The organism is Paenibacillus sp. IHBB 3054, assembly GCF_051594305.1.
GTDB lineage: Bacteria > Bacillota > Bacilli > Paenibacillales > Paenibacillaceae > Paenibacillus_AQ.
The window spans coordinates 208535-233270 of the sequence record NZ_JBOFBG010000002.1 but is presented as its reverse complement, the minus strand read 5'-3'; the positions used below and the strand labels follow the sequence as shown (position 1 = coordinate 233270).

Below are 24736 nucleotides of genomic sequence, written 5' to 3'. Positions count from 1 at the left end.
CGGTGAAACAGATCCATTACGAAAGACTTCAAGAAACACTGTATCACGAGGTTATGGATAACGGTCTGCAGGTCTATGTGCTGCCTAAGCCCGCTTTCCAGAAAACCTATGCCACCTTTGCGACCAAATATGGCTCTGTGGACAATCACTTCAAAGTTGCCGGCGGAGAGGAAACCACTGTCCCAGACGGTATTGCCCACTTCCTGGAGCATAAAATGTTCGAAGAGCCGGAAGGCGACATTTTTGCCACCTTTGCTTCTAACGGTGCGTCGGCGAATGCTTTCACGAGCTTTGACCAGACGGTGTATCTTTTTTCGGCAACAGAAAATATCGAGACCAATCTCAGCACCCTCGTTGATTTTGTACAGCGGCCTTATTTCACCGACGAGAATGTCGAAAAGGAAAAAGGAATTATCGGCCAGGAAATCAATATGTACGCGGATAACCCGGATTGGCGTGTCTATTTCGGTTTGATTGAGGCCATGTATGCCAAACATCCGGTGCATATCGATATCGCCGGAACGATCGAATCAATTGCCACAATTACCAAAGAAACGCTGTACACCTGCTACAATTCCTTTTATCATCCCAGCAATATGCTGCTGTTTGTGGTCGGCGGCGTAGAACCGGAGAAGGTATTCGAGCTGATCCGCAGCAACCAGGCCGGTAAATCATACGACAAGCAGGGTGAAATCTCGCGTATTTTTGAAGAGGAGCCCGTTCACGTTGCAGAAAAACACAAAGAAAGCCGTCTCGCCGTATCTATGCCGAAATGTCTCTTTGGCTTTAAAGAGAAGGTAGAAGGCCTCACCGGTGAAGCGGCAGTCCGCCGTGATCTGACCACTAAGCTAATGCTGGATCTGCTGCTGGGCAGCAGTACGACGCTGTATCAGAAGCTCTATGACGAGGAACTGATCTCCGACAGCTTCGGACATGAATTCAACAGCTCACCGCAGTACGCGTTCTCGGCGATTGGCGGCGATACGAAGGATCCGGATCTGCTCATCAGCAGGTTGAAGGAAGAAATCAGTGTTATTCTGAAGACCGGCTTCGCCGAGAAGGATTTTGAGAGGGCGCGCAAAAAGAAAATCGGCGGCTATCTGCGCATGCTGAACTCGCCGGAGAGCATTGCTCACGAATTCACACGCTACCAGTTCAGAGGCGGCGATTTGTTTGAAGTACTGCCGCTTTATGAATCCATTACGCTGGATGAGGTTAATGCCCGCCTGCGTGATCATGTGGACTGGGAACAACTCGCTGTATCGCTTGTGGTGAGTCCTTAATGGAGTTATCGGGAGAGGGCAGCAAGCCAATAGGAGAAATGACCGTGCTTGTCACTGGAGGCAGCGGGGGAATTGGCGGGGCCATCGCCGAACGTTTTGCTTCCGTGGGGATGAACATTGTTATTCATTATATGAACTCGCACGAAGCGGCCAATGATGTGGCCCGGCGCTGTATGGCGCTGGGGTCCAAGGTGTTGACGGTGACCGCTGACATGAAGGACCGCAGCCAGCTTGTCCGCATGGCTGAAAAGCTGGAAAGCAGCGGGATGCAGCCGGATATTCTGGTTAATAACGCCGGGAAAGCGCATTATGGCATGCTGGCCGATGTGACGGAGGAAGAGTGGGACGATATTATGGCGGTGAATCTGAAAGGCACTTTTTTGTGCAGCCAGATTTTTATGCCTTATATGGTCAGCCAGCGATATGGGCGGATTATTAATGTTTCCTCCGTTTGGGGCATCTCAGGCGCTTCCTGCGAGGTCGCCTACTCTGCCAGCAAGGGCGGGGTGAATGCCTTCACTAAGGCATTATCCAAAGAGCTGGCACCCTCAGGAGTCACGGTGAATGCTGTGGCTCCCGGTGCTGTCCATACGGCCATGCTGGCCAATCTGCAGGAGGATGAGATGCGGATGCTTGAGGAGGAGATTCCTGCGGGACGACTGGCTTCCCCTCAGGAAATCGCCTCGCTTGTTTATTTTCTCGCCTTGCCTGAATCCGGGTACATTACCGGCCAGGTGATCAGTCCGAACGGCGGATGGATCACCTGATGAATCCGGTTACTGGCGTGCAGGCTTGGAGAAAAGCTCCAGCATAAGATCGTACCGTCCGAGACATATTATAACTGTTGCTTTTAAATCTCACGTAAGGCGGCTGTCACCTGAACAAGGCGGGCGGACCGTAAACATGAAGGAGGATTTAAGATGTCAACAGAAACCGTAGTGAAAAACTTTGATACCTGGAAAAGCTTTTTAGGTGAACGGGTCATTCAGGCTGAAAAAATGGGGATGAGCGAAGAAACCATTTCCAAGCTGGCTTTCGAAATCGGGGAATTCCTTGATAAGAAAGTCGATCCGGGAAACTATTCCAACCGGGCAATCAAAGAGCTGTGGGATGTCGGTACGGACGATGAGAAGCATACCATTGCTTCCCTCATGGTCAAGCTGGCGAAGAAAAACGCATAGGCATGCGGAACAAGCTCCCCTCGCGGGAGCTTTTCTGCAATTATTACAGTAGTGTCCTTGCCTTTCAATTTCATTTTATATATCATTAACATGACCCGTGTTTCAGAACGCTTGCCGAAGCAGGTTTTTTTAATGTATGGCAAAGTGCAGGGAAAAGGAATCTATGAGGTGTAACAAGTGGAATATAAACAATGGTATATGGAGTACAAGATACATAAGAACAGACCTGGTCTGCTTGGAGATATCGCTTCTATGCTCGGAATGCTTGAAGTCAACATCCTGACCATCAACGGTGTGGAAGGCAAGACGCGCGGAATGCTCCTGGAAACAAACGATGATGAGAAGATTATGCTGATGGGTGAAATGCTCAAAAAAGTAGATAATATTACGGTTACGGCGCTGCGTTCTCCACGGCTCGTGGATAAGCTGGCTGTCCGGCATGGACGATATATTGACCGCGATTCGGATGACCGCAAGACGTTCCGTTTTACCCGGGATGAGTTGGGGCTGCTCGTGGATTTTCTCGGTGAACTGTTTAAAAGGGAAGGGAATCAGGTTATAGGACTACGGGGCATGCCCCGCGTCGGCAAGACGGAGTCTATTATCGCCGGTAGTGTCTGCGCCATGAAGCGCTGGACATTTGTTTCTTCGACGCTTTTGCGGCAAACGGTCCGCAGCCAGCTGGCTGAGGATGAGATGAACCCTCATAATGTCTTTATTATTGACGGGATTGTAAGCACGATCCGCTCCAATGAGAAGCATTACAATCTGCTTCAGAATGTGATGAGTATGCCCAGCACAAAAGTAATTGAGCATCCGGATATTTTTGTGCGGGAATCCGAGTATACCTTTGATGATTTTGATATCATTATTGAGCTGCGCAATATGCCGAACGAAGAGATATTGTACGAGTCGTTTACGACAAGCTACAGTGATGATCTTTAGAATATAAAACAAGGCGGATGTTTTCGAAGCGGGTTTTGTACGAAGCTCTTCAAGAAAGCAAATGCTGACAAAACTTTTAGGAGGTGATGGCATGTCGGAACTGGGCCGGCATTTGAAGGAGGCTCGTCTGCAAAAAGGGATGAGTCTTGACGATGTCCAGGAAGTAACAAAGATTCGAAAAAAATATTTAGAAGCCATCGAAGCGGGTGACTATAAAGTGCTTCCCGGGAGCTTCTATGTTCGGGCGTTTATCAAAACCTACGCTGAGGCAGTGGGTGTGAACCCGGACGAGCTCATGGAGGAGCATGGCAATGTCCCGGCTGCCCCGGTAGAAACAACAACGATGGAGACCGTGATTCAGAAGCGCAGCCGCAAACCTGAAACGGAACGGAATGCGAAGTGGCTTCCGACAGTCCTGATGTGGACCTTCCCAATATTGATTATTGTAGTAATTTATTTGTACGCTTCTTCGAATATGAACAAAGCTGATCCTGAAAATGCTGCTCCCGAGAATTTGACCAACGAACAAAAGGATCCTTCCAAGAATCAGCCTTCCCCGACAGCGGTCGGGGGCGGAGTGGTGTCTCCTTCGGAATCAGCAGGCAGCCCTGAAGCGACTGCAACGGCTAATGTGGCTCCGACGGCTACACCGGTTCCTTCACCAAGCTCTCAGGCGGTTACGGTCACACAGGACCGTAAATCGGGCAAAACGACGATTTACAAAGTTTCTGCTCCTTCCGGAAGCGCTGTGCAGGTTGAGATTGCGGCAACCGGTGTAAGCTGGCTTGAAGTTTACAAGGGTGAGAATTCCAAAGGTGAGAAGCTCAGCTTTGGCAACACTGCGGCCGGCGAGAATAAGAGCTTTACACTCGGCAGTGAAGGGATCTATATTAAATCCGGTTACTCGCCAGCTACAAATATTACTGTTAACGGACAGGTGATCACTGACGGCAAAACTTCCTCCCGCATTTTGCTTGAACTGGATGAGGGCACTTCAACCGACAGTGAATCCGGAAATACAGATGAGTCGCAGGACAGCGATACTAGCCAGAATAGCAATTCAGGTCAATAAAGGGAACCACGTATAGACTTTGGCTTTTTGGAGAATCTAAGAGTGATCTATAGTTCTTACGCCAAAGTGAGGTGTATACTCTCATGACCGTTAGCTGGATTGTAACAGGGCTGGGCATTATCGTCAGTCTCCTCGGTTATTACTTGACACCGAGCGCCTGGGGCTATGGAATTCTTGGCTTCGGACTGGCACATATTGTGCTGGGGATTCTGGATATGTTTCGGGCTCCCGCTCGTAGCAGATAAAGCCGCTGTATGAACGTCTCCCGGCTGCGCTATTGCCGGGGGCGTGTTTTTAGCCTTTGATTATCAAAGGCTTGCACTTGGCTCCACATCTGTGGGGCTGTTTTGCATGCGGGGGTGCGGGTGCCTTATTCTTGCCATAATTAGACTTAAGAAGCCCTTTCTCATATAATAGGAGCAGAATAATTGTAAGCAAAGGACGTGGATTCATGAGTTCGGAAAGTTCATTTGACATTGTATCCAAAATGGATATGCAGGAATTGACCAATGCTGTTCACCAGACTGAGAAGGAGATTGATAACCGGTTTGACTTCAAGAACAGCAAAAGCAGCCTGAAGCTGGAAAAGGATGCGCTTATGATCGCCTCAGAGGACGAGTATAAGCTGAGCGCAGTCATTGATATTTTGCAATCCAAGATGGTCAAACGTGGGATTACACTCAAGAATCTGGATTTCGGAAAAGTCGAACCGGCTTCCCTTGGGACAGTGCGCCAGCGTCTTGGCCTCAAGCAGGGAATCGATCAGGAAAACGCTAAGAAAATCAATATTCTGATCCGGGATTCCAAGCTGAAGGTGAAGAGTCAGATTCAGGGAGATCAAATCCGCGTTACCGGCAAAAGCCGCGATGATTTGCAGCAAATTATTCAGATTTTGCGCAAAGCCGATTTGCCGCTGGATTTGCAGTTTAACAATTTAAAGTAAGCTTTTGTGCCCCGCAGTGCTTACGCACCATTTTTGCGGGGTGCTTTCTGTTTTTTTGACACGTACATATGGCTATAATATACTTGCTTAAGCAGTTTTGAAGAAAATAGTGGAATTTCGGATTCGTAACGATCAGGGGAGGAACTTCAGTGAATTTGCCCAACCGCATCACGCTAGCCCGCATTTGCCTTATCCCGATTATGATGTTTTTTTTGCTGGTGGATTTCAGATTTTATCCGGAGCCTTTACATTGGGGCTCATTCCAGCTTTCAATTAATCATCTGATCGCGGCTGTAATCTTTCTGCTCGCGGCCAGCACGGACGGTATAGACGGCTATATAGCCCGGAAATATAACATGGTCACTAACCTCGGCAAGCTGCTTGACCCGCTGGCGGACAAGCTGCTGGTTTCTGCGGTGCTGATTTCTCTGGTTGAGCTGGGAAGATGCGATTCATGGATCGCCATTGTGATTATCAGCCGTGAGTTTGCCGTAACCGGGCTGCGCCAGGTAGCGCTACTCGAAGGCAAAGTGGTTGCCGCCAGCAAATGGGGCAAGATAAAGACAGTCGTGCAGATTGTCGCCATTTCACTTCTGCTGCTCAACAACTTTCCCTTCCAGTTCGTAAGTATTCCTCTTGATGATATTGCCATTTGGGCTGCTGCGCTCATCACTATTTACTCGGGGATTGATTATTTCGTGAAGAACAAGGATTTGCTGCAGCTTCATGATGCTTAGAACTTAATAACGCATCCACTCTACAACCAGGAGGAGAAAGCCAGCTATGAAAGCGGAAATTATTGCCGTCGGAACGGAGCTTTTACTTGGACAAATCGTGAACAGCAATGCCCAGTTCTTATCTGTAGAGCTGGCCGCGATGGGAATTGATGTTTATTTTCAAACTGTGGTCGGGGATAACAGCGGCCGTATTCAGGAAGCAATAGAGATTGCAAAGAGCCGTGCGGATGTCATTTTGTTCACCGGTGGAATCGGTCCGACCGAAGATGACCTGACCAAAGACGCACTGGCGTTAACGCTGGGCCGTTCGCTTCATATCGACCAGCTTGCGATGGATCATGTACAGCGTTTTTTTGATGACCGAAAGATTGTGATGACTGAGAATAACCGTAAGCAGGCACTTATTATTGAAGGAACTACGCCGCTTTCCAATGAAATCGGCCTAGCTGTCGGCATCGCGTTCGCCCATGAAGAGAAGTATTATATCGTGCTTCCAGGCCCGCCGCGCGAGATGAAGCCGATGTTTACGGACAAGGCTAAACCATGGCTGCTGCAGCACGCGCTGACAGACGAAATGCCGATTTACTCCAAAATGCTCAAATTTGCCGGCATCGGCGAGTCGCTGCTGGAGGACAAATTGATCGATCTGATCCGGAGTCAGACTGATCCAACTATCGCTCCGTATGCCAAGGAAGGGGAAGTGACGGTCCGCATCTCTACCAAAGCGACTTCTGAACACAGTGCCATGGAGAAGCTGGACGTGCTGGAGAAAACAATCAAGGATATTCTGCCGGAGCATATGTATGCCAATATAGATGTGCCGCTGGAACAGCTTATTGTCGATTGGATGGCGGATGCCGGACTGACCTTAAGCGCCGCAGAGAGCTGTACAGGCGGTTTGCTGATGGAGAGCATCACGAATATTCCGGGCAGCGCATCCATGTTCAATGGAGGTATAGTTTGCTATTCCAATGAGATGAAGAAGAAGCTGCTGAATGTGCCTGCTGCTCTTCTCGAGGGTCCTGATGCTGCCGGAGCGGTCAGCCGCGAAGTCGCTGAGGTGCTGGCGGAACAGGTAAGAATGATAGGGGACAGTGATTTCGGGTTATCAGTTACAGGTGTTGCCGGTCCCGGCTATTCCGAACGCAAGCCGGTAGGGCTTGTCTATGTCGGCTTAGCGGAACGGGGGCAAAAGACTGAAGTGTATGAGCTCAATCTCAAAGGGACGCGTGAGAACATCCGGCTGCGTTCAGTCAAAGCGCTATTATACCGTCTCTGGCGCAGGCTAGAGGAGCGCAAGGTGGCTACTCCGTTGGATGGATCAGCCTTGCAATAACCTGCTAAGACGGTATATAATTGTATATACGGAAGAACCGTAGCACTGAGAACTCTCTGCTGCGGTTTTTTGTTTTATGCGGCACCGCTGACTACAGCGGAGCTCCTGTGAGCATAGGCCGTTGATTTCCGGTGACTGAAGGATTTGTATTGAATTCAACATCCGGAAGGAGGCTTACAATAAAAGGGAGTATTCTCCCGGAAGACAAAAAAAACGAATGTATGTTCGAAAAAAAGCTTGGCAAGACCTCCAAAACACGTTATTATATTACTATAAACAGTGAAGGAAGTGGTCTGATTGTCAGATCGTCGTGCAGCGCTTGATATGGCGCTTCGTCAAATAGAAAAACAATTCGGTAAAGGTTCGATCATGAAACTGGGAGAATCCTCGCATATGAAAGTCGAAGTCGTACCTAGCGGCTCCTTGGCACTTGATATTGCATTAGGTATTGGCGGACTTCCTAAAGGACGCATTATTGAAGTATACGGACCGGAATCTTCCGGTAAGACGACTGTTGCTCTACATGCGATTGCAGAAGTGCAGAAGCTTGGTGGACAAGCTGCTTTCATCGATGCAGAGCATGCGCTTGACCCTAAGTATGCTAATGCTCTCGGCGTAAACATTGATGAGCTGCTGCTCTCCCAGCCGGATACAGGCGAACAGGCACTGGAAATCGCCGAAGCGCTCGTTCGCAGTGGCGCAGTAGACATTATTGTCGTGGACTCCGTAGCGGCATTGGTACCGAAAGCGGAAATTGAAGGCGATATGGGAGATTCCCACGTTGGTTTGCAGGCACGTCTGATGTCTCAAGCTTTACGTAAGCTGTCCGGAGCGATCAACAAGTCGAATACGATTGCCATCTTCATTAACCAGCTTCGTGAGAAAATTGGCGTTATGTTCGGTAACCCGGAAACAACACCAGGCGGCCGGGCATTGAAATTCTACTCTTCCGTTCGGCTTGATGTGCGCCGCGTAGAGAGCATCAAGATGGGAAATGATGTTGTCGGTAACCGTACGAAGATCAAAGTTGTGAAGAACAAGGTTGCACCTCCGTTCAAGCAGGCTGACGTTGATATTATGTACGGTGAGGGTATTTCCAGAGAGGGAAGCCTTGTTGATATCGGTACGGAAATGGATATCGTTAACAAGAGCGGAGCCTGGTATTCCTACGAGGGTGAACGTTTGGGCCAAGGTCGTGAGAATTCCAAGCAGTTCCTGAAAGAGCATCAGGACATTGCTCTGGTGATTGAGAATAAGATTCGTGAAGCCAGCAATTTGTCGACGATTGTAGCGGCTCCGAGTGAAACCGAGATTGCTGCAGAGCAAGAGGAAGAAGAGAACTTGCTGCTCGAAATCGAATAAATTGAAGTGAATATTATATAAGGTAATAGGCGCCCTGTGAATGATCTTAACAGGGCGCTTTTTCATAAGATCAGAAGATTATAAGAATCAATAGCTATGAGGTGACAGACAGCCATGGTAATACAATTGAACCCTGAACCGGAAGAACAGGAAGAACAACCGCTGGACAATTTCCCAGAAGGCGAGCTGCTTGTCATCACACGGTTAGAGCGGCAGAAGAAGTCCGATCACCGTTACATTATTCATTTCGGCGCATATAACATGACTGTTCATGAAGATGTCATGATTAAATATCGGATGATTACCGGCAGTTCGTTCATGAAGGAAGATCTGGTGGAAATTGTTGTTGCGGATGAACGGCAGCGTGCTTATGTAGAGGGACTGCGGTATTTGGAACGTAAGCCTCGGACATCTCAGGAAATGGCCCGCCGTTTACGTGAGAAAGAAATAGGAGAGACTATTATTGCCGAGGTGCTGCTGCGGTTGCAGCAGGAGCGTTTCCTTGATGATCCCTTGTATGCCAAGCAGTGGGCGGAACAACGCATTGCAAATCAGCGTAAGGGCAAGCTATGGATCCGTCAGGAGCTGCGGGAGAAAGGAATCGACAAGTCGCTGATCTCGGAAGCGCTGGAGAATATCTCTCCGGAACAGGAACTGGAAAGTGCTCTGCAGACAGGGCGCAAGAAATGGAATCTGATTCGCGGAGACGTTAATGACAAGCGCAGAAAGACCGGAGCCTTCCTCATGCGGCGCGGATATTCCGGTGAAATGGTACGGCAGGTACTGAATGTTTTACGCCAAGAAGAGGATTTTGAGGGTGAAGAAGAGGAGATTTACTTCCCTGACTGATTCTCTTGACTTAAATGCGGTTATCGACTCTCTTGACAAGGTCTTTTTATAAATAATAAAATATAACATGAATCGGCATAAACTAAGAATCCTTTTTCCTTCCCAAAAAGCAGACTCTTATGAACCGGTTCGCGTACAACTCATATGAAATGTAATCGCCGGATAAGGCGGGCAGTGTGCATGTGCAGCATGTGCAGTATGGCAATCGGTGTATTACCGGTTTTTTGTATGGTGATGAACGGATAGTTTAACAACTGCACAATTCCCAAGGCATTTCCCTTGGAGGAACCAACGAGGAGGTGAACAGATGGTAACTGCAATCTGGGTCATAATCGTTCTCGTTGTAGCTGCATTATTCTTTGGATTCGGTTATTTTATTCGTAAATCCCTTGCAGAAGCTAAGATTTCAAGCGCAGAGAAAGAAGCCGTAGTCATCGTGGAGAACGCGAAGAAAGAGGCGGAGGCGCTGAAGAAGGAAACGGTACTCGAAGCTAAGGACGAAGTCCACAGAATCCGTACTGAAGCTGAGAAAGAAACTCGTGAACGTCGGAATGAAATCCAACGGCAAGAGAGACGTTTGCTGCAAAAGGAAGAATCACTGGATAAAAAAATGGAATCGCTTGAACGAAAAGAAGAACAAGTAGCTAACAAAGAGAAACGAATTGACGAAACACAACAGCAAATTGATGTAATTTACAAGAACCAAGTCACAGAACTGGAATGTATTTCCAATTTGAGCATTGATGATGCCAGAAGTATCATTCTTAGCAATGTAGAACAGGAAGTTCGCCACGAGACCGCACAGATGATTAAGGAAATTGAACAGCAGGCCAAAGAGGAAGCGGACAAGAAAGCCCGCGAAATCATTACACTGGCTATTCAGCGCTGCGCAGCTGATCATGTGGCGGAAACAACCGTGTCAGTAGTTACATTGCCGAATGAAGAAATGAAGGGCCGGATTATCGGCCGTGAAGGCCGCAACATCCGTGCACTGGAAACTCTTACTGGTATTGATCTCATTATTGATGATACGCCGGAAGCCGTTATTTTGTCGGGCTTTGATCCGATTCGCCGCGAAGTGGCCCGTACGGCACTTGAGAAGCTGGTTGCTGATGGACGTATCCATCCGGCACGGATTGAAGAGATGGTGGAGAAATCCCGCAAAGAAGTGGATGAGCGGATTCGCGAATACGGTGAACAGGCTACCTTCGAGGTTGGCGTTCACGGATTGCATCCGGATCTGATCAAAATTCTGGGCCGTCTGAAATTCCGTACGAGCTACGGTCAAAATGTACTCAAGCACTCCATGGAGGTTGCTTATTTGACTGGACTTATGGCCGGTGAGCTTGGGGAAGACATCGTGCTTGCTAAACGTGCCGGTCTGCTGCATGATATCGGCAAAGCGCTGGATCATGAAGTGGAAGGTTCGCACGTCGAGATTGGCGTCGAACTGGCGAAGAAATACAAGGAGCATCCGGTTGTTATCAATAGTATCGCGTCCCATCACGGTGATTGCGAAGCTACTTCGGTTATTGCCATGCTGGTTGGAGCTGCTGACGCCTTGTCGGCTGCACGCCCTGGCGCACGCCGTGAGACACTGGAAACGTATATCAAACGTCTGGAAAAGCTGGAGGAAATCTCCGAAAGCTTTGACGGCGTTGAGAAGTCCTACGCCATTCAAGCGGGCCGCGAGGTTCGTGTGATGGTGCAGCCTGAGAAGATCGACGATGCGGAAGCATTCCGTCTGGCCCGCGACATTACAAAGATGATCGAGAGTGAACTGGATTATCCGGGTCATATCAAGGTTACCGTAATCCGCGAGACACGGGCTGTTGAATACGCTAAATAAGCAAGGAAATCGGCCCCCCTGCGGGGCCTTTTTTCTTTCATACAGAATATATGCTTTCGAAGCCGGATGTGTACGAAGAACATTCAGCACGGATTAACCCATTAAACTTTTAGGAGGAGAACAACATTAAAGTTTTATTTATAGGTGATATTGTAGGCAATACCGGCAGAAAAGCGCTGCGCGAAATGCTGCCTTCGCTGAAGAACAAATACCAGCCGCATATAATCATTGCGAACGGAGAAAATGCCGCAGCGGGAAGAGGTATTACTTCCGCTATTGCCAATGAATTTTTCAACTGGGGCGTTCATGGCATTACAATGGGCAATCATACATGGGATAACAAGGACATCTTCGAATTTATCGACGACGAGCCCCGGATCATCCGCCCGGCTAATTTTCCTGCAGGAACACCTGGCAGAGGGTATACGATTATTAAAGGCAATGGCAAAGAGCTGGCGATTGTCAATTTGCAAGGACGGACCTTTTTGCCGGCAATTGATGATCCGTTTCGGGTGGGCGAAGAGATTGTGGACGAGCTGCGCCGGAATCACAAGTGTATTCTGGTGGATTTTCACGCCGAGGCTACTTCTGAGAAGATCGCCATGGGCTATTTTATGGACGGGCATGCTTCCATTGTTGTAGGAACCCATACACATGTGCAGAGCAATGACGATGTTATCCTGCCGGGAGGCACTGCTTATCTGACGGATGCCGGCATGGTTGGTTCAAGAGAAGGAATTTTGGGTATGGAAAAGGATGCGGTCCTCTATAAGTTCACTACCCAGCTTCCGGCCAGATTTGTGGTTGACGAAGGTAAATGGCAATTGCACGGTTTATTCGCAGAGATTGACGAGGCTACGGGCAAGGCAACACGTCTGGAGAAGATTCGGCTGCGTGAAGATGAATGGGTAATGAGTTAATGAGGGCACCAAGGAATTAGGCTTTTCGGGAATAATCGCTGATTTTGGGTAAAGTGTGATATTTTTTATATCGAAAAAGAGTAACTTTTGTACCATTTTCTCCGGAGTAGTCCGCAAAAAGAAGGAATTATTTCTTCTCTCGCGAATAACATCTACAGTAGTGGAAGAACACCATCATTTTCCCAGGGGAGGTACTTACTATGGATGTATTAAAAGTATCAGCTAAATCCAATCCGAATTCCGTTGCCGGCGCACTAGCGGGTGTTCTTCGTGAACGTGGATCGGCCGAGCTACAAGCTATTGGAGCAGGAGCACTGAACCAAGCAGTCAAAGCAGTTGCCATCGCCCGGGGATTTGTCGCGCCAAGCGGTGTCGACTTGATCTGCATTCCAGCCTTTACTGACATAGTGATTGATGGAGAGGATCGGACGGCGATTAAACTCATTGTAGAGCCTAGATAATTAATGAATGTTAGAACTTACTGGATGAACCTGTTTACATAGGTAAACAGGTTTTTTGCTGTACAGGTGAAGAGCGGGTCATCCTCTGCATAAACTATAAGCAGGAGCGCTGGATGCGAAGTGGCGCGGAAACTGGATGACAAGTAAGAAAGTGAGGCCGATCTCATGGGAAGAGCGGAGCAACTACGGGTGGCAGATTTCCATTGTGATGTTCTGAGCAAACTGCAGGCTTCCCCCCATCTTAATTTCGACAAGGACAGCCGGCTTGATGTAACTGCAGAACGGCTTGCAGCGGGTGGCGTCGGTCTGCAAGTTTTTGCGATTTATCTGTCTACGGTTAGGGGAAGACCTAGTTTTGAAAGTGTGCTGGGACAAATTGAACTATTCCAGAGCAAAGTACTAGGCTCAGGAGGCCTGCAGTGGCTGCGCTGGAAGGAGGAAGCAGTGGAACTGGTTAGAGTGCCCCCCAGATGGGGGCTGCTGTCTCTGGAAGGCGTAGACGGTCTGGAGGGGAATCTATTCTATGCTCAGTTGTGTTTCGATCTCGGGGTGCGCTTCCTTGGAGTCACCTGGAACTATGCGAACTGGGCTGCGGATGGTGTACTCGAACAGCGGAATGGAGGATTTACCGAAAAAGGCCGGGAGCTGATCGAGTGGTGCAACAGCAGCGGTATGCTGCTGGATGTGTCTCATTTGGCCCCAGCAGGCTTCTGGGAGTTGGCTGAGCGGAGCAAGCGTCCGTTTATTGCCTCCCACTCCAACGTCGCAGCTGTGTGCGGCCATCCGCGTAATCTGAGCGATGAACAGATCAAAGCGTTGATTGCTATGGACGGCCGGATGGGACTTACCTTTGTTCCTTGGTTTGTTAAAAATGGAGGAGACGCCAAAGCTGATGATCTTCTAAGGCATATCGATCATGTCTGCAGCTTGGGCGGCACAAGGCAGCTGATGTTTGGTTCCGATTTTGACGGGATCGATGCGTGGGTAGTGGGACTGGAGCATCCTGGGAAATACGCCGAGTTTGCTGAGCTGCTGCTCCGCTACTATCCGGAGGATCAAGTGAAGGGGTGGTTGTATGAAAACGCTTGGAGTTTTTTAAGCTTGCATTTGCCGCCAAAACTAAACAACTATAAAATACCATAATGTAACGGATCATGACAAAATCGTGACAATCCAGCTTCGAAATCTCAAAATGTCGAAAAAAGGACCCTCATTGTGCGGAGGGTCTTTTTATTTTTGGGTAATAAGAGGTATAATGTTCAGTGGCTTGTACAGATACTAGAGAAAATACAAGGAGTGACTTTACAATGAGCAAGACTGTATCCGTAGGTGTGTCGGCTAGACATATTCACCTTACGCAAGAGCATGTGGAAGCGTTGTTTGGCGCAGGTTATCAATTGACTGAGTTCAAACCACTCTCCCAACCCGGACAATTTGCAGCTAACGAGCAAGTAGCAGTAATCGGCACCAAAGGTAAATTCGACAAAGTAAGAATTCTAGGACCTGTCCGTCCGGCATCACAGCTGGAGATTTCCCGCACAGATTCTTTCAGCCTCGGCGTGAAAGCACCTGTCCGTGAATCCGGACATATCGAAGGCACACCGGGCATTACCCTTAAGGGACCAGCTGGTGAAGTAGAACTGGAGACTGGCGTAATTATTGCTGCACGTCACATTCACTTCCACACTTCTAAAGCAGAAGCTTGGGGCATCGCCGACAAGCAGCTTCTAAAAGTACGTCTGGGCGGCGAACGCGGCCTGGTACTGGAAAATGTTCTTGCCCGCGTATCGGACAATTTTGCGCTTGATATGCATATCGACACCGACGAAGCCAATGCTGCAGGTGCCAACAACGGCGACACAGCTGAAATTGTAGATTAGTATTTATTTATAAGCAGGTCAAGACGCGGAGGAGCGATCCTCCGCTTTTTTATGTTCTGTTATCTTATGGTTTAAGATGATGCCTTGGAGTTGAGCGTAAGTGGGTAAGTGAGCTAAATAAGCCGTTATTATGTTATAGCTACGGTGTTGGCGGTGGTGCCTACGGGGTGCGTTCTTCGAGCAAAGTCTGGCTGAGTTTGGCGGCGGCGCGGTTTTTATACCATTCATTGCTATAGTGCTTCTTGCAATAGCCCTTGGCATAATGTCTCGCTGAACAGTTGGGGGATGTGCATAATGATGGATTTGCTGTTCTTTTTTTACCCATGATTCAAAGCGCTCCTTTGCGTCATTTGTGATTTGCATGATTACTGTACACCAGCAATCTAAACCAAATCTGAACAACCATGCTTTACTGATGGAATAGGAGGCGTGAATGAAATGGACGGCGGTTACACTATGTAGAATGAACTTAATAACTACACAAAAGGGCAAAAGTAGCGGAGGGGGATTTTGGAACTGTAGGAGCGATAGCGACCGCCTTTGTCACCGGATTTCCACCGCATATAGCGGGTTAATCAAGAAATTCTTACGACAACAGCGGCCGGAAGTCCAAATATTCACCGTAGTTACGTCCTCGCCAAAATGGGGAAATCTTAATTCAATCTATATAGGACTAACATAAAAATTTCTGCTGATGTTTCTCTTATTGTTCAATTTGTGTTATCATTATGTGTTATGACTTTGATGAGCGCTATGTGGAGACGCTGCAAACAAGGTACAGCAGTTACCTGATTGATAATATATGTATTTAAAATTAAGGAGACAACATGACTTTTAATGATTTGAATTTGATCCCAGCGATCCTCAAGGCGTTAAGCCAAGAAAATTATACATCCCCCACCCCTATCCAGGAGGAGTCCATTCCCGCGGCTTTGGCTGGCAGAGACGTTCTCGGCTGCGCACAGACCGGAACGGGCAAAACAGCCGCTTTTTCCTTGCCGATTATTCAGCTTCTAAGCCAGCAGCCTTCTGCAACCGGCGGCAGACGCCGGATTCGTTCGCTGATTCTTACACCGACAAGAGAGCTTGCACTGCAAATCTCGGAAAATATTCAAGCCTACAGCAAATTCACCAGTATCCGTTCAACAGCTATTGTTGGCGGTGTATCGCAAAAAGCTCAGGAGCGGGCATTAAGCCAGGGTGCGGATATCCTGATTGCCACACCAGGACGGCTCATCGACCTGATTACCCAGAAGCATGTTGATCTGCAGTATGTGCAGATTCTTGTACTGGATGAAGCGGACCGCATGCTGGACATGGGCTTCATTCATGATGTGAAGCGGATTATCGCCAAAATGCCAAGCAAAAAACAAACATTATTCTTCTCGGCTACGATGCCGACGGAAATTTCGAATTTGATCAAAACACTGCTGGTGAACCCGGTGAAAATCGAGATTACGCCAGTTTCCTCCACGGTGGACAGAATCGAGCAGTCGATCTATCTGCTGGAGAACGGCAACAAGCAGAATCAATTAAACCGCCTTCTTCAGGACAAATCGATTGTCTCGGCACTAGTCTTTACCCGCACCAAACGTGGTGCTGACCGGGTTACCCGTGATTTGACGCGGATTAATATTACTGCTCAAGCGATTCACGGCAACAAATCCCAGAATGACCGGCAAAATGCGCTGCGCAACTTCAAAAGCGGAGCTACCCGCGTGCTTGTTGCTACAGACATCGCCGCCCGGGGAATTGATATTGACGAGCTGTCGCATGTCATCAACTTCAATCTGCCGAACATTCCAGAAACTTATGTCCACCGGATCGGCCGTACGGGCCGTGCCGGTATGAGCGGAATCGCTATTTCTCTCTGTGAGGCGGAAGAGATCCCGTACCTCAAGGATATTCAGAAGCTGATCGGCAAGACGATCCCTGAAGTTAAGGACCATGCGTATCCGATGTCTAAGAGCGCACAGGCTCTGCTGAATGAACGCCCGGCAAAAGCTCCGGCGAAGCCGGCAGCCAAGGCGAAGACCAATCCGGCGCGTAAGCCAAAGTCGGAATGGTTCACACAGGGCAACCGTGCGGGCAGCACTTCCGGCGGAAGCAAGAACAGCGGCCAGGGCGGCAGACCGAACGGGGAATCGGCTCATCAAGCAGGAGCGGGTGCAAGACCCGGGAGTGCTTCGGCCAGTGGAGCCGGTTCTAGCGGCAGAGCAAGCGGAGGGAACGGCAGCGGAGCAAGTGCTAGTAGCCGCCCAGGCGGCAGCTATAGCGGCAGACCTGGTGAGCGGGCTGGTGCTGGACAGAACAGCAGACCTGCCGGCAGCCAAGGCGGCAGACCCGGTAACAACCACAGCAGCCGACCTGGCGGCAGACCTGCAGCCAAAGCGGGCAGATCACAATAAAACGGATGCTTATAGATTAGACTGCAGCCTTCCCTGAGCGGGAGGCTGTTTTTTGTGCGTTATGAGTTCTGCTTTCCGAAGCTGTAGGCTAAACTGGAGTAAAGGTGGAGTTCCTGATATAGTAAAAAGTTAAGGGTTAGTATCAAGTGAAATGAGGTGAGCGATGTGATAAATGAATTTGTTTGGGGAATTTTCGTCGCTGATGGTCCAAATGGTTTTCCTAATTTTTTTCCGATAGGTATTTACACTACACGTGAGGCAGCAATTAAAGAAATCGAAACCTTACCCAAAGAAAATAATTATCAATTACTTCGAATGCCGATAAATAATAGCTTCGCATACTATCATAAAAAGAGTGGTAAATTGGTTGGTATGGACGGGATCCACCATGAACATTTTCATTTCAAAGAAGGTTCTTAAGTGAAGCTGAGTAAAATTGTTGTTAAGCTTGCGAGTCTCGTCAGTTAGATAATATAGCGGCAGTCTAGGGCTTATTTCGGCCATGACTTCCGCTTTTTTATTGGTATCGACGAGTACAGGCAGCTTGCTATCCGGTTCGGAAGCTTCACGAGACAGCAAATAAAGGAAAAACTATCCATCCTGAAGAATATGGATAGAGTACAATCTAAGAGAGGAGTATGACTATGATTAGTGGAGAAAACCAAGCAATCATTGATAATTATGTTGAGGCCTACAATGCGTTTGATGTCGAGGGTATGGTTAGACTTTTAGATGCTGATATTTTGTTTAAAGATTTTTCCAATGGTGAAATCATGACAGAGACCAGGGGAATTCAAGAGTTTAAAGAACTGGCAGAAAAGTCTTCACAGGTTTTCTCTAATCGTCGTCAGACCATTACCCATTACAGCGCTGTAGATGACAGAGTAGAAATACAAATTGATTATGAAGCGATACTGGCTGTTGATTTACCTAATGGATTAAAGATTGGAGATACACTTCAACTAAAAGGGAAGTCGGTATTTGAAATTAAAAATGGAAAAATAGCATTGATTGAAGATTATGGTTAAAGCATTATAAAACAGTTGCATATCTCAGAAAAGGTGGAATTGGGAGTATGAGATTGAAATTAGAAGGAATTACGGTTTTGGCGCATGATGTTCCTAGATTGACTAGCTTTTATCGTGATGTACTCGGATTTAAGACCGTTGTTGAAGAAAACCATTATGCTGAATTTGTGAATGGCGGCATTCGCCTTGCGATTTGTTCAACACCATTGATGGCGGATAACACAAACGGTCATTATTCCTTTATAGAAGAGCATAAAGGGCAAGCCTTCGAGCTTAACTTCGAATGTGATTCACCGGAGGCTGTCCACACGATGTATGAGGAGCTTATTTCAAAAGGGGTTACAGGGATCACTGCACCGAAGTCGATGTCTTGGGGGCATACCACGGGTTTCTTCGCAGATCCGGAAGGTAACATTCATTCTATTTTTGCGGTTAATCCGGTGGCAGCGGAAAATCAATAATACCTAGACTACGCTGAAAATGGTAGTCATAACAACAACCGCCTTGGACAGTTTGTGACTGCACCGTAGCGGTTGTTGTTATGCGTAAATATCAGGTTATGGATTCAGGTGTTATCCGGCCAGATAAGCCCCCAGTTCCTCGCGCAGCTCAGAGCTGATCGAGGTCATCGGCAAGCGGAGCGTATCAGAGGAAATCTCTCCGTAGGCGCTAAGCAGCCATTTAATCGGAGCTGGATTGGACTCCTTGAAGAGCAGCTTCATCAGCGGCAGCAGCTGGTCGAACGCAGCTGTCGCATCAGCGATCTGCCCGGCTTTGAATTGCTCGTAGATACCGAGGAACCTCGCGGTATGCACGTTTGCTGAGGCCAGCATGCCCCCGGCGGCTCCACAGCCCAGCATATGCAGGAACTGCAGGTCGTCGCCGCACAGCACCGGCTTCGATCCCAGCCGGGACAGCTCGGAGACAAGCAGCGGAGAGCCGGAGCAGTCTTTTAAACCTACCACGTTATTCATCTCAAGAATGGTACGTGCGGTATCGACTGACATGCCAACTCCGGCACGGCCCGGGATATCATAGGCGATGACCGGAATACCCACCTCGGCGGCTTTGCGGAAATGCTCAATAATGCCTTGCTGGGAAGGGCGGCTGTAATAAGGGACAACCACGAGCACAGCATCGGCACCTGAATTGGCAGCCAGCTCTGTGCGGGCTATAGTGGAGGCCGTATCGTTAGTGCCTGTGCCGACCACCAGCGGGACCGGGCTCGATTTCAATAATTCCCGTGATGTATCCACGAGAGTCTGTAATTCCTGTATGTTGACTGTCGGCGATTCTCCAGTGGTTCCATTGACGACCAGACCATGAATATTGTTCTTGATGATGTTGTTCACATAACGCTGATATGATTCCAGATCAATCTCGCCAGCTGCATTGAACGGGGTTACCACGGGAACATAGATTCCATAAATCTGTTCTTCTGTTAACATGAATATCGTCCTCCAAAATGTTGAAATCCTTTTATCTTACTGTAGCATGGAATATTCCATCGGCGTTAGCTATAATAAATGATGTGGGTTATCAATAATATTGATGTTAGGGTGAGGTTATGGATTTAACATATATGCGGACCTTCCGCGAAGTCGCGAAACGGCAGAGCTTTACCCGCGCGGCTGAAGAGCTGGGCTACGCGCAGTCCAGTGTGACGATGCAGATTCAGAAGATAGAGAAGGAATATGGGGTTCCACTGATAGAGCGGCATGGACGTGCGCTGCGCCTGACTCCACCTGGAGAAGAACTGTTGAAGCTGTTCGTGGAGATTCTGGATTTGTATGACCGTTCCAAGGAGACGATCGCCCAACAAATCGGCGGGACGCTGACGATCGGGACCATTGATTCCCTGGCTGCGTTTTATTTGCCGCCGTTCCTGCAGCAGCTGCGCACGACTTTTCCCGGACTGAACATTCATCTGCAGACCGAGCAGGAAGCCAATCTGGTGGCGAAGATCCGGGACGGTGAAGTGGACATCGGCTTAATGCTGGACCGGAATGCCACCGACTCCGTGCTTGAGCGGACGATCATCAGAGATGAACCGCTGGTGCTGGTTGCACCTGCTACCCATCCGCTGGCCCAACTTGCGGACGTGACGCTGCAGGATCTGAACAACTGTGAGCTGATCGTTTCCGAGGAGAGCTGTATTTACCGCAGCCTGTTCGAGAATCTGCTGCGGGAGCATGGGATTATTTTCCGCATCGGCTTTGAGCTGTCGAATCTGGAGGCGATCAAGCGTTGCGTGCGCAACGGGCTGGGCATTGCCTTGCTGCCAAGAATCGTCGCCGAGGAGGAGATCGAGCGGGGGAACCTGGCGGAGCTGTCATTTGCCCATCCGGAGATTCATTTCGATCTGCAGCTGCTGCTGCATCCCAAGAAGTGGAAATCACTGCCGCTGCAATCGCTGATTCAGATGCTGCTGGCAGATGCTAAGTCGAAGACGGTGGCGCTGTGAAATGCGCGGATGAACGACAGAAAAGTGACTTTTTAACAGGCTAGTATGCAGCAAGATATTGACATCAAAAACGAGAATATGGTATATAAAAGGAAGTGTTAGCACTCATTCGAGTGGAGTGCTAATTTCCAGAGAGCAAACAGAAGGTTATTTTTGAAAGGAGATTATTTTATTCATGGCCCAAAAAGAGTTTAAAGCCGAATCGAAAAGACTACTAGAGATGATGATTAACTCCATTTATACACAGCGGGAAATTTTCCTGCGGGAGCTGATCTCCAACGCAAGCGATGCCATTGATAAAATCTATTACAAAGCGCTGGCAGACGATGCGCTGGTGTTCAATAAAGAGGATTATTTCATTAAAGTGACTGCCGACAAGGACAGCCGCACGTTGACCATCTCTGACACAGGGATCGGGATGACGCAGGAAGAACTGGAGAACAACCTGGGGATTATCGCGAACAGCGGCTCTTTTGCATTCAAAAAGGATAATGAGTCAAAGGACGGTCACAATATTATTGGCCAGTTCGGTGTCGGGTTCTACTCTGCATTTATGGTGGCGGACGATGTTACTGTAATCAGCAAGGCGCTGGGCAGCGACCAGGCGTACAAATGGGAGTCCCAGGGCGCGGATGGATATACGATCGAACCGTTCGAGAAGGATGCTGTCGGCACCGAGATTATTTTGAAGATTAAAGAGAACAGTGAAGAAGACAACTACGATGAGTTCCTGGAAGAATACCGCCTGAAATCCATCATCAAGAAATATTCTGACTTTATCCGTTTCCCGATCAAGATGGATATTACCGGCAGTCAGCCTAAGGAAGGCAGCGAAGGCGAGTTCGAGGAAACCAAAGAAGAGCAGACTGTGAACAGCATGGTTCCGATCTGGCGCAAGAACAAAAACGAGCTGACCACAGAGGACTATGACAACTTCTATGCCGAAAAACGCTACGGGTTCGATAAACCGCTGAAGCATATCCATATCAGTGCCGATGGCGCTGTAGTCTATAATGCGATTCTGTTCATTCCGGAAAATACACCGTTTGATTATTACACCAAGGAGTATGAAAAAGGTCTTGAACTGTACTCCAACGGCGTGCTGATTATGAACAAATGCGGGGATCTGCTGCCGGATTACTTCAGCTTTGTCAAAGGGATGGTCGATTCCGAGGATCTGTCGCTCAATATCTCCAGAGAGCTGCTGCAGCATGACCGCCAGCTGACCCTGATTGCCAAGAACATCAAGAGCAAGATTAAGAGCCAGCTCCTGAGCCTGCTGAAGGATGAAAGAGAGAAATACGAGACATTCTACAAGTCTTTTGGCAGACAGCTTAAATTCGGAGTCTACAATGACTATGGCATGGAAAAAGAAACCCTCCAGGACCTGCTGATGTTCCACTCCTCCAAGGAGAAGAAGCTGGTTACGCTGGCTGAATACGTGGAAAAAATGCCGGAAGACCAGAAGTATATCTATTATGCTTCCGGGGAATCGGTAGAGCGGATCGAGAAGCTGCCGCAGACTGAAATGGTATTGGACAAGGGCTATGAAATGCTCTATTTCACTGATGATATCGATGAGTTCGCGATCAAGATGATCATGAACTATAAGGAAAAAGAATTCAAAAATGTATCCAGCGGTGATCTGGGGATTGAAGCAGATGCAGCTGATAAGCCTTCGGAAGAAGAGGAAAACGAGAACAAAGGGCTCTTCGACGCGATGCAGGGTATTCTGTCCGGCAAAGTGAAGGCAGTCAAAGCCTCCAAACGGCTGAAGAGTCATCCAGTCTGCCTGTCCACGGAAGGCGAGCTGACCATCGAGATGGAAAAAATCCTCAAAGCGATGCCGAACGGCCAAGAGGTGCAGGCGGATAAGGTACTGGAAATCAATATTAACCACGATGTCTTCAAGTCCTTGAAGGCTGCTGCCGAAGGGGATCAGGAGAAGCTGGGCCTTTACACGAACCTGCTCTACAATCAGGCGCTGCTGATCGAGGGCTTGCAGGTTAATGATCCTGTACAGTTCACGAACGATATTTGCAAAATCATGGTATAGAATGGCGGCATTTGCCGAACTGGAGCATCACTGAAAGCTTCGCCCAACGGCTGCCCAGAGAGAGGACGTCTCATCGTAAAGATGAGGCTTCCTTTTTTGTTGAGGCCTGCTTCAAGAGAGCTACAATTTAAGGCGAAATCAGGTACAATAAGCTTATGTAATTTCTAGGCCAAATGGAGGAACAGACTTTGACATTGACTGTTGGTGTGATCCGTGAAATCAACCGGTATCCGGTCAAATCGTTCGCGGGAGAGCAGCTGGAGGCTTGCGACATTGAATCCTACGGCGTCGTAGGCGATCGGGTTTGCTCTTTTTATGATGAAAGGAAGCAGGGCTGGAAGCGATTCGTTACGGCCCGCAATATACCGAATATGCTTACCTATCAGGCGCGTTACCAGGATGGGGAGGTCGCTGTCACTGCAGCGGACGGGCGGACCTTTCGCTGGGACGAGCAGTTGCTTGGGGAGATTCAAAGCCAGACAAAAATCCCGGTCAGCATGTCCGGCCTGAAGCAACCGCACCCGGAGAATCCGCATTTGCTGTCGGTGGATGAGGCCAGTATTCTGCTTGTTACCGATGGCAGTCTGAGAAAACTGGAGGCGCTCTGGGGACGCGAGGTCGATCAGCGCCGGTTCCGCGGGAATTTCGTGATTGCATTAAGCGATGAGTCGCTATTTGAGGGAGACTGGACCGGGCGGAGGCTATGGATTGGCGGGGTAGAGCTGCAGGTGAATGAGCTGTGCGAGCGATGCGTCATGACGACGATGGACCCGGATAATGCGGAGAAAGCCCCCTCGCTTCTGAAAATCGTCAACAAAGAGCTGGGGCTTCAATTCGGCGTGTATGCTTCCGTTATCCAAACCGGGCGCGTCTGCGTCGGAGATGAGGTTCATCTAGCTGATAGGTCGGCAAGCCAATAGGCTTAAGCGAAATGCCAGCGCTGTTCCGGGTAATGCCGGTTCAGCGCTTTTTCATTTTTTTGTATCCATACCCATGCCTACTCCGCTCTGAAGCATTCAATGAATTTCTCGGCCAGCGACGACAAATATTTATCCTTCATCCATACGGCGGCGACCCGGGTGCGGAGCGATTCACTGCGTATTTCTTTATAACGAAGATTGTCGTTTCTCATGAGACCGAAGGCTGATTTTGGAAGAATGCCGATGCCGAGACCGGCATTGGCCCAGAGCAGCGTGGTGCGGGCATCGTCGTTCATGCAGAACACATCCGGATTGAATCCGTGCTCCAGGCAGGTTTCGCGGATCAACTGCTCGAAGCGGCGGTAAATAATCAGCGGCCTGTCCTTGAGTTCCCCGATATCAATGGAGGACTCTCCGTCCGTCCAGTCATAACCCTGAGTCATCACGGCAATCATAGGTTCAGCCCCGGCATATACACATTCGAGACTTGCGCTGTTAAAGGGCGTGCGTACAATGCCGACCTCGATGATTCCTTTGCTGAGCAGATCAATTACCTTATAGGTGTTGCCTTCATGGATTTCGAATTTGACGCCGGAATAGATTTTGTGAAAATCAAATAGCCGATCCTGCAGCAGAGTTGCCGCAGAGGAGGAAACCGTGCCAATGGAGAGCGTTCCCCGCAGCCCGCTTGCAAAATCACTAATTTCACGCGTGGTGGCATCGGCCAGCTCCAGAATCTGCTGTGCCCGGCCTCGCAGAATTACTCCGGCATCGGTCAGCTGTATGCTGCGCGGTCCGCGCTCCACCAACTTTACACCAAGCTCCTCCTCCAGCAGCTTCAGCTGCTGACTGAGCGGTGGCTGGGCCATTTGCAGCTTCCTTGCAGCGGAAGTAATCTGTCCTTCCTCGGCAATCGCCAAGAAGTATTTGAGCTGTCGGATATCCATTTGTAAAACCTCCGGATTTGGCATATGAATTAAGTATGGCATTGATACGAAACCAATATTATTAATATGTAAGCAGGTATGACATAATCATAACG

26 protein-coding genes are annotated in these 24736 nt (G+C 48.8%); 23 read left to right on the top strand and 3 right to left on the bottom strand.

Annotated features, from left to right (window positions below):
* Nucleotides 1-2 precede the first annotated feature (2 nt).
* The 16 genes from yfmH to pduL all read left to right on the top strand — a co-directional run bounded on the left by yfmH (nucleotide 3) and on the right by pduL (nucleotide 14818).
* Nucleotides 3-1283: an EF-P 5-aminopentanol modification-associated protein YfmH gene (gene yfmH / locus ACQ76X_RS04710; protein WP_438491936.1), complete on the top strand. Its 1281-nt coding sequence runs from the start codon at nucleotides 3-5 to the stop codon at nucleotides 1281-1283.
* A complete protein-coding gene (gene ymfI / locus ACQ76X_RS04705; RefSeq protein WP_438491934.1) occupies nucleotides 1283-2050 on the top strand; it encodes an elongation factor P 5-aminopentanone reductase in 768 nt (255 codons plus the stop codon). Before yfmH ends, ymfI begins: the two co-directional genes overlap by 1 nt.
* Nucleotides 2051-2203: 153 nt before the next feature.
* Nucleotides 2204-2464, top strand: coding sequence for a DUF3243 domain-containing protein (locus ACQ76X_RS04700; RefSeq protein WP_076110066.1), 261 nt, complete (start codon nucleotides 2204-2206; stop codon nucleotides 2462-2464).
* A 177-nt stretch (nucleotides 2465-2641) separates the two neighbouring features.
* Nucleotides 2642-3409, top strand: a complete 768-nt coding sequence (locus ACQ76X_RS04695; RefSeq protein WP_038593346.1) for a DUF3388 domain-containing protein — start codon at nucleotides 2642-2644, stop codon at nucleotides 3407-3409.
* Between the two features lie 91 nt (nucleotides 3410-3500).
* A complete protein-coding gene (locus tag ACQ76X_RS04690; protein WP_438491931.1) occupies nucleotides 3501-4481 on the top strand; it encodes a RodZ domain-containing protein in 981 nt (326 codons plus the stop codon).
* A gap of 83 nt (nucleotides 4482-4564) precedes the next feature.
* Nucleotides 4565-4726: a hypothetical protein gene (locus ACQ76X_RS04685; protein WP_167347618.1), complete on the top strand. Its 162-nt coding sequence runs from the start codon at nucleotides 4565-4567 to the stop codon at nucleotides 4724-4726.
* Nucleotides 4727-4932: 206 nt separating this feature from the next.
* A complete protein-coding gene (locus ACQ76X_RS04680; RefSeq protein ID WP_438491929.1) occupies nucleotides 4933-5424 on the top strand; it encodes a YajQ family cyclic di-GMP-binding protein in 492 nt (163 codons plus the stop codon).
* Between the two features lie 149 nt (nucleotides 5425-5573).
* Nucleotides 5574-6161, top strand: a complete 588-nt coding sequence (gene pgsA / locus ACQ76X_RS04675; RefSeq protein ID WP_038593337.1) for a CDP-diacylglycerol--glycerol-3-phosphate 3-phosphatidyltransferase — start codon at nucleotides 5574-5576, stop codon at nucleotides 6159-6161.
* A 46-nt stretch (nucleotides 6162-6207) separates the two neighbouring features.
* Nucleotides 6208-7497 (top strand): competence/damage-inducible protein A, encoded by a 1290-nt coding sequence (locus ACQ76X_RS04670; RefSeq protein WP_076110063.1) that lies wholly within the window; start codon nucleotides 6208-6210, stop codon nucleotides 7495-7497.
* A gap of 297 nt (nucleotides 7498-7794) precedes the next feature.
* Complete coding sequence (gene recA, locus ACQ76X_RS04665; RefSeq protein ID WP_038593331.1) at nucleotides 7795-8859, top strand: recombinase RecA; 1065 nt, start codon at nucleotides 7795-7797, stop codon at nucleotides 8857-8859.
* Between the two features lie 114 nt (nucleotides 8860-8973).
* A complete protein-coding gene (locus tag ACQ76X_RS04660; protein ID WP_438491925.1) occupies nucleotides 8974-9708 on the top strand; it encodes a regulatory protein RecX in 735 nt (244 codons plus the stop codon).
* Between the two features lie 307 nt (nucleotides 9709-10015).
* Nucleotides 10016-11557 (top strand): ribonuclease Y, encoded by a 1542-nt coding sequence (gene rny, locus ACQ76X_RS04655; protein WP_438491923.1) that lies wholly within the window; start codon nucleotides 10016-10018, stop codon nucleotides 11555-11557.
* A 125-nt stretch (nucleotides 11558-11682) separates the two neighbouring features.
* A complete protein-coding gene (locus tag ACQ76X_RS04650; RefSeq protein ID WP_038593324.1) occupies nucleotides 11683-12477 on the top strand; it encodes a TIGR00282 family metallophosphoesterase in 795 nt (264 codons plus the stop codon).
* Between the two features lie 200 nt (nucleotides 12478-12677).
* Complete coding sequence (locus tag ACQ76X_RS04645; RefSeq protein WP_019910496.1) at nucleotides 12678-12938, top strand: stage V sporulation protein S; 261 nt, start codon at nucleotides 12678-12680, stop codon at nucleotides 12936-12938.
* A gap of 165 nt (nucleotides 12939-13103) precedes the next feature.
* Entirely contained in the window at nucleotides 13104-14081 is a 978-nt protein-coding gene (locus ACQ76X_RS04640; protein ID WP_438491921.1) for a dipeptidase, read from the top strand.
* Nucleotides 14082-14245: 164 nt separating this feature from the next.
* The gene (pduL, locus tag ACQ76X_RS04635; protein WP_438491919.1) at nucleotides 14246-14818 is read left to right on the top strand and encodes a phosphate propanoyltransferase; all 573 of its coding nucleotides are present in this window, start codon (nucleotides 14246-14248) and stop codon (nucleotides 14816-14818) included.
* Between the two features lie 160 nt (nucleotides 14819-14978).
* Here pduL and ACQ76X_RS04630 read toward each other — a convergent pair whose 3' ends face one another.
* Nucleotides 14979-15143 carry a hypothetical protein gene (locus ACQ76X_RS04630; protein ID WP_438491917.1) on the bottom strand — a complete coding sequence of 55 codons (165 nt, stop codon included), beginning with the start codon at nucleotides 15141-15143 and terminating at the stop codon, nucleotides 14979-14981.
* 502 nt (nucleotides 15144-15645) lie between these two features.
* On the opposite strand from ACQ76X_RS04630, the gene ACQ76X_RS04625 reads away from it, so the two are divergent.
* The 4 genes from ACQ76X_RS04625 to ACQ76X_RS04610 all read left to right on the top strand — a co-directional run bounded on the left by ACQ76X_RS04625 (nucleotide 15646) and on the right by ACQ76X_RS04610 (nucleotide 18715).
* Nucleotides 15646-17226: a DEAD/DEAH box helicase gene (locus tag ACQ76X_RS04625; protein ID WP_438491915.1), complete on the top strand. Its 1581-nt coding sequence runs from the start codon at nucleotides 15646-15648 to the stop codon at nucleotides 17224-17226.
* Nucleotides 17227-17391: 165 nt separating this feature from the next.
* On the top strand, nucleotides 17392-17646 hold the full coding sequence (locus ACQ76X_RS04620) for a hypothetical protein (RefSeq protein ID WP_438491913.1): 255 nt from the start codon (nucleotides 17392-17394) through the stop codon (nucleotides 17644-17646).
* Nucleotides 17647-17870: 224 nt separating this feature from the next.
* Complete coding sequence (locus ACQ76X_RS04615; RefSeq protein WP_438491911.1) at nucleotides 17871-18254, top strand: nuclear transport factor 2 family protein; 384 nt, start codon at nucleotides 17871-17873, stop codon at nucleotides 18252-18254.
* A gap of 47 nt (nucleotides 18255-18301) precedes the next feature.
* A complete protein-coding gene (locus ACQ76X_RS04610) occupies nucleotides 18302-18715 on the top strand; it encodes a VOC family protein (protein ID WP_438491909.1) in 414 nt (137 codons plus the stop codon).
* 111 nt (nucleotides 18716-18826) lie between these two features.
* Here the strand turns inward: ACQ76X_RS04610 and dapA are convergent, their stop codons facing one another.
* Nucleotides 18827-19702 (bottom strand): 4-hydroxy-tetrahydrodipicolinate synthase, encoded by an 876-nt coding sequence (dapA, locus tag ACQ76X_RS04605; RefSeq protein WP_438491907.1) that lies wholly within the window; start codon nucleotides 19700-19702, stop codon nucleotides 18827-18829.
* A gap of 119 nt (nucleotides 19703-19821) precedes the next feature.
* Here dapA and ACQ76X_RS04600 point away from each other — a divergent pair, with 119 nt between their 5' ends.
* The 3 genes from ACQ76X_RS04600 (at nucleotide 19822) to ACQ76X_RS04590 (ending at nucleotide 23694) form a co-directional block, all read left to right on the top strand.
* On the top strand, nucleotides 19822-20718 hold the full coding sequence (locus ACQ76X_RS04600; protein ID WP_438491905.1) for a LysR family transcriptional regulator: 897 nt from the start codon (nucleotides 19822-19824) through the stop codon (nucleotides 20716-20718).
* 175 nt (nucleotides 20719-20893) lie between these two features.
* Nucleotides 20894-22774 (top strand): molecular chaperone HtpG, encoded by a 1881-nt coding sequence (gene htpG, locus ACQ76X_RS04595; protein WP_438491903.1) that lies wholly within the window; start codon nucleotides 20894-20896, stop codon nucleotides 22772-22774.
* Between the two features lie 188 nt (nucleotides 22775-22962).
* Nucleotides 22963-23694 carry an MOSC domain-containing protein gene (locus ACQ76X_RS04590; protein WP_438491901.1) on the top strand — a complete coding sequence of 244 codons (732 nt, stop codon included), beginning with the start codon at nucleotides 22963-22965 and terminating at the stop codon, nucleotides 23692-23694.
* A 77-nt stretch (nucleotides 23695-23771) separates the two neighbouring features.
* On the opposite strand, the gene ACQ76X_RS04585 is transcribed toward ACQ76X_RS04590, so the two are convergent.
* Nucleotides 23772-24641 carry a LysR family transcriptional regulator gene (locus ACQ76X_RS04585; RefSeq protein WP_438491899.1) on the bottom strand — a complete coding sequence of 290 codons (870 nt, stop codon included), beginning with the start codon at nucleotides 24639-24641 and terminating at the stop codon, nucleotides 23772-23774.
* Between the last annotated feature and the right edge of the window lie 95 nt (nucleotides 24642-24736).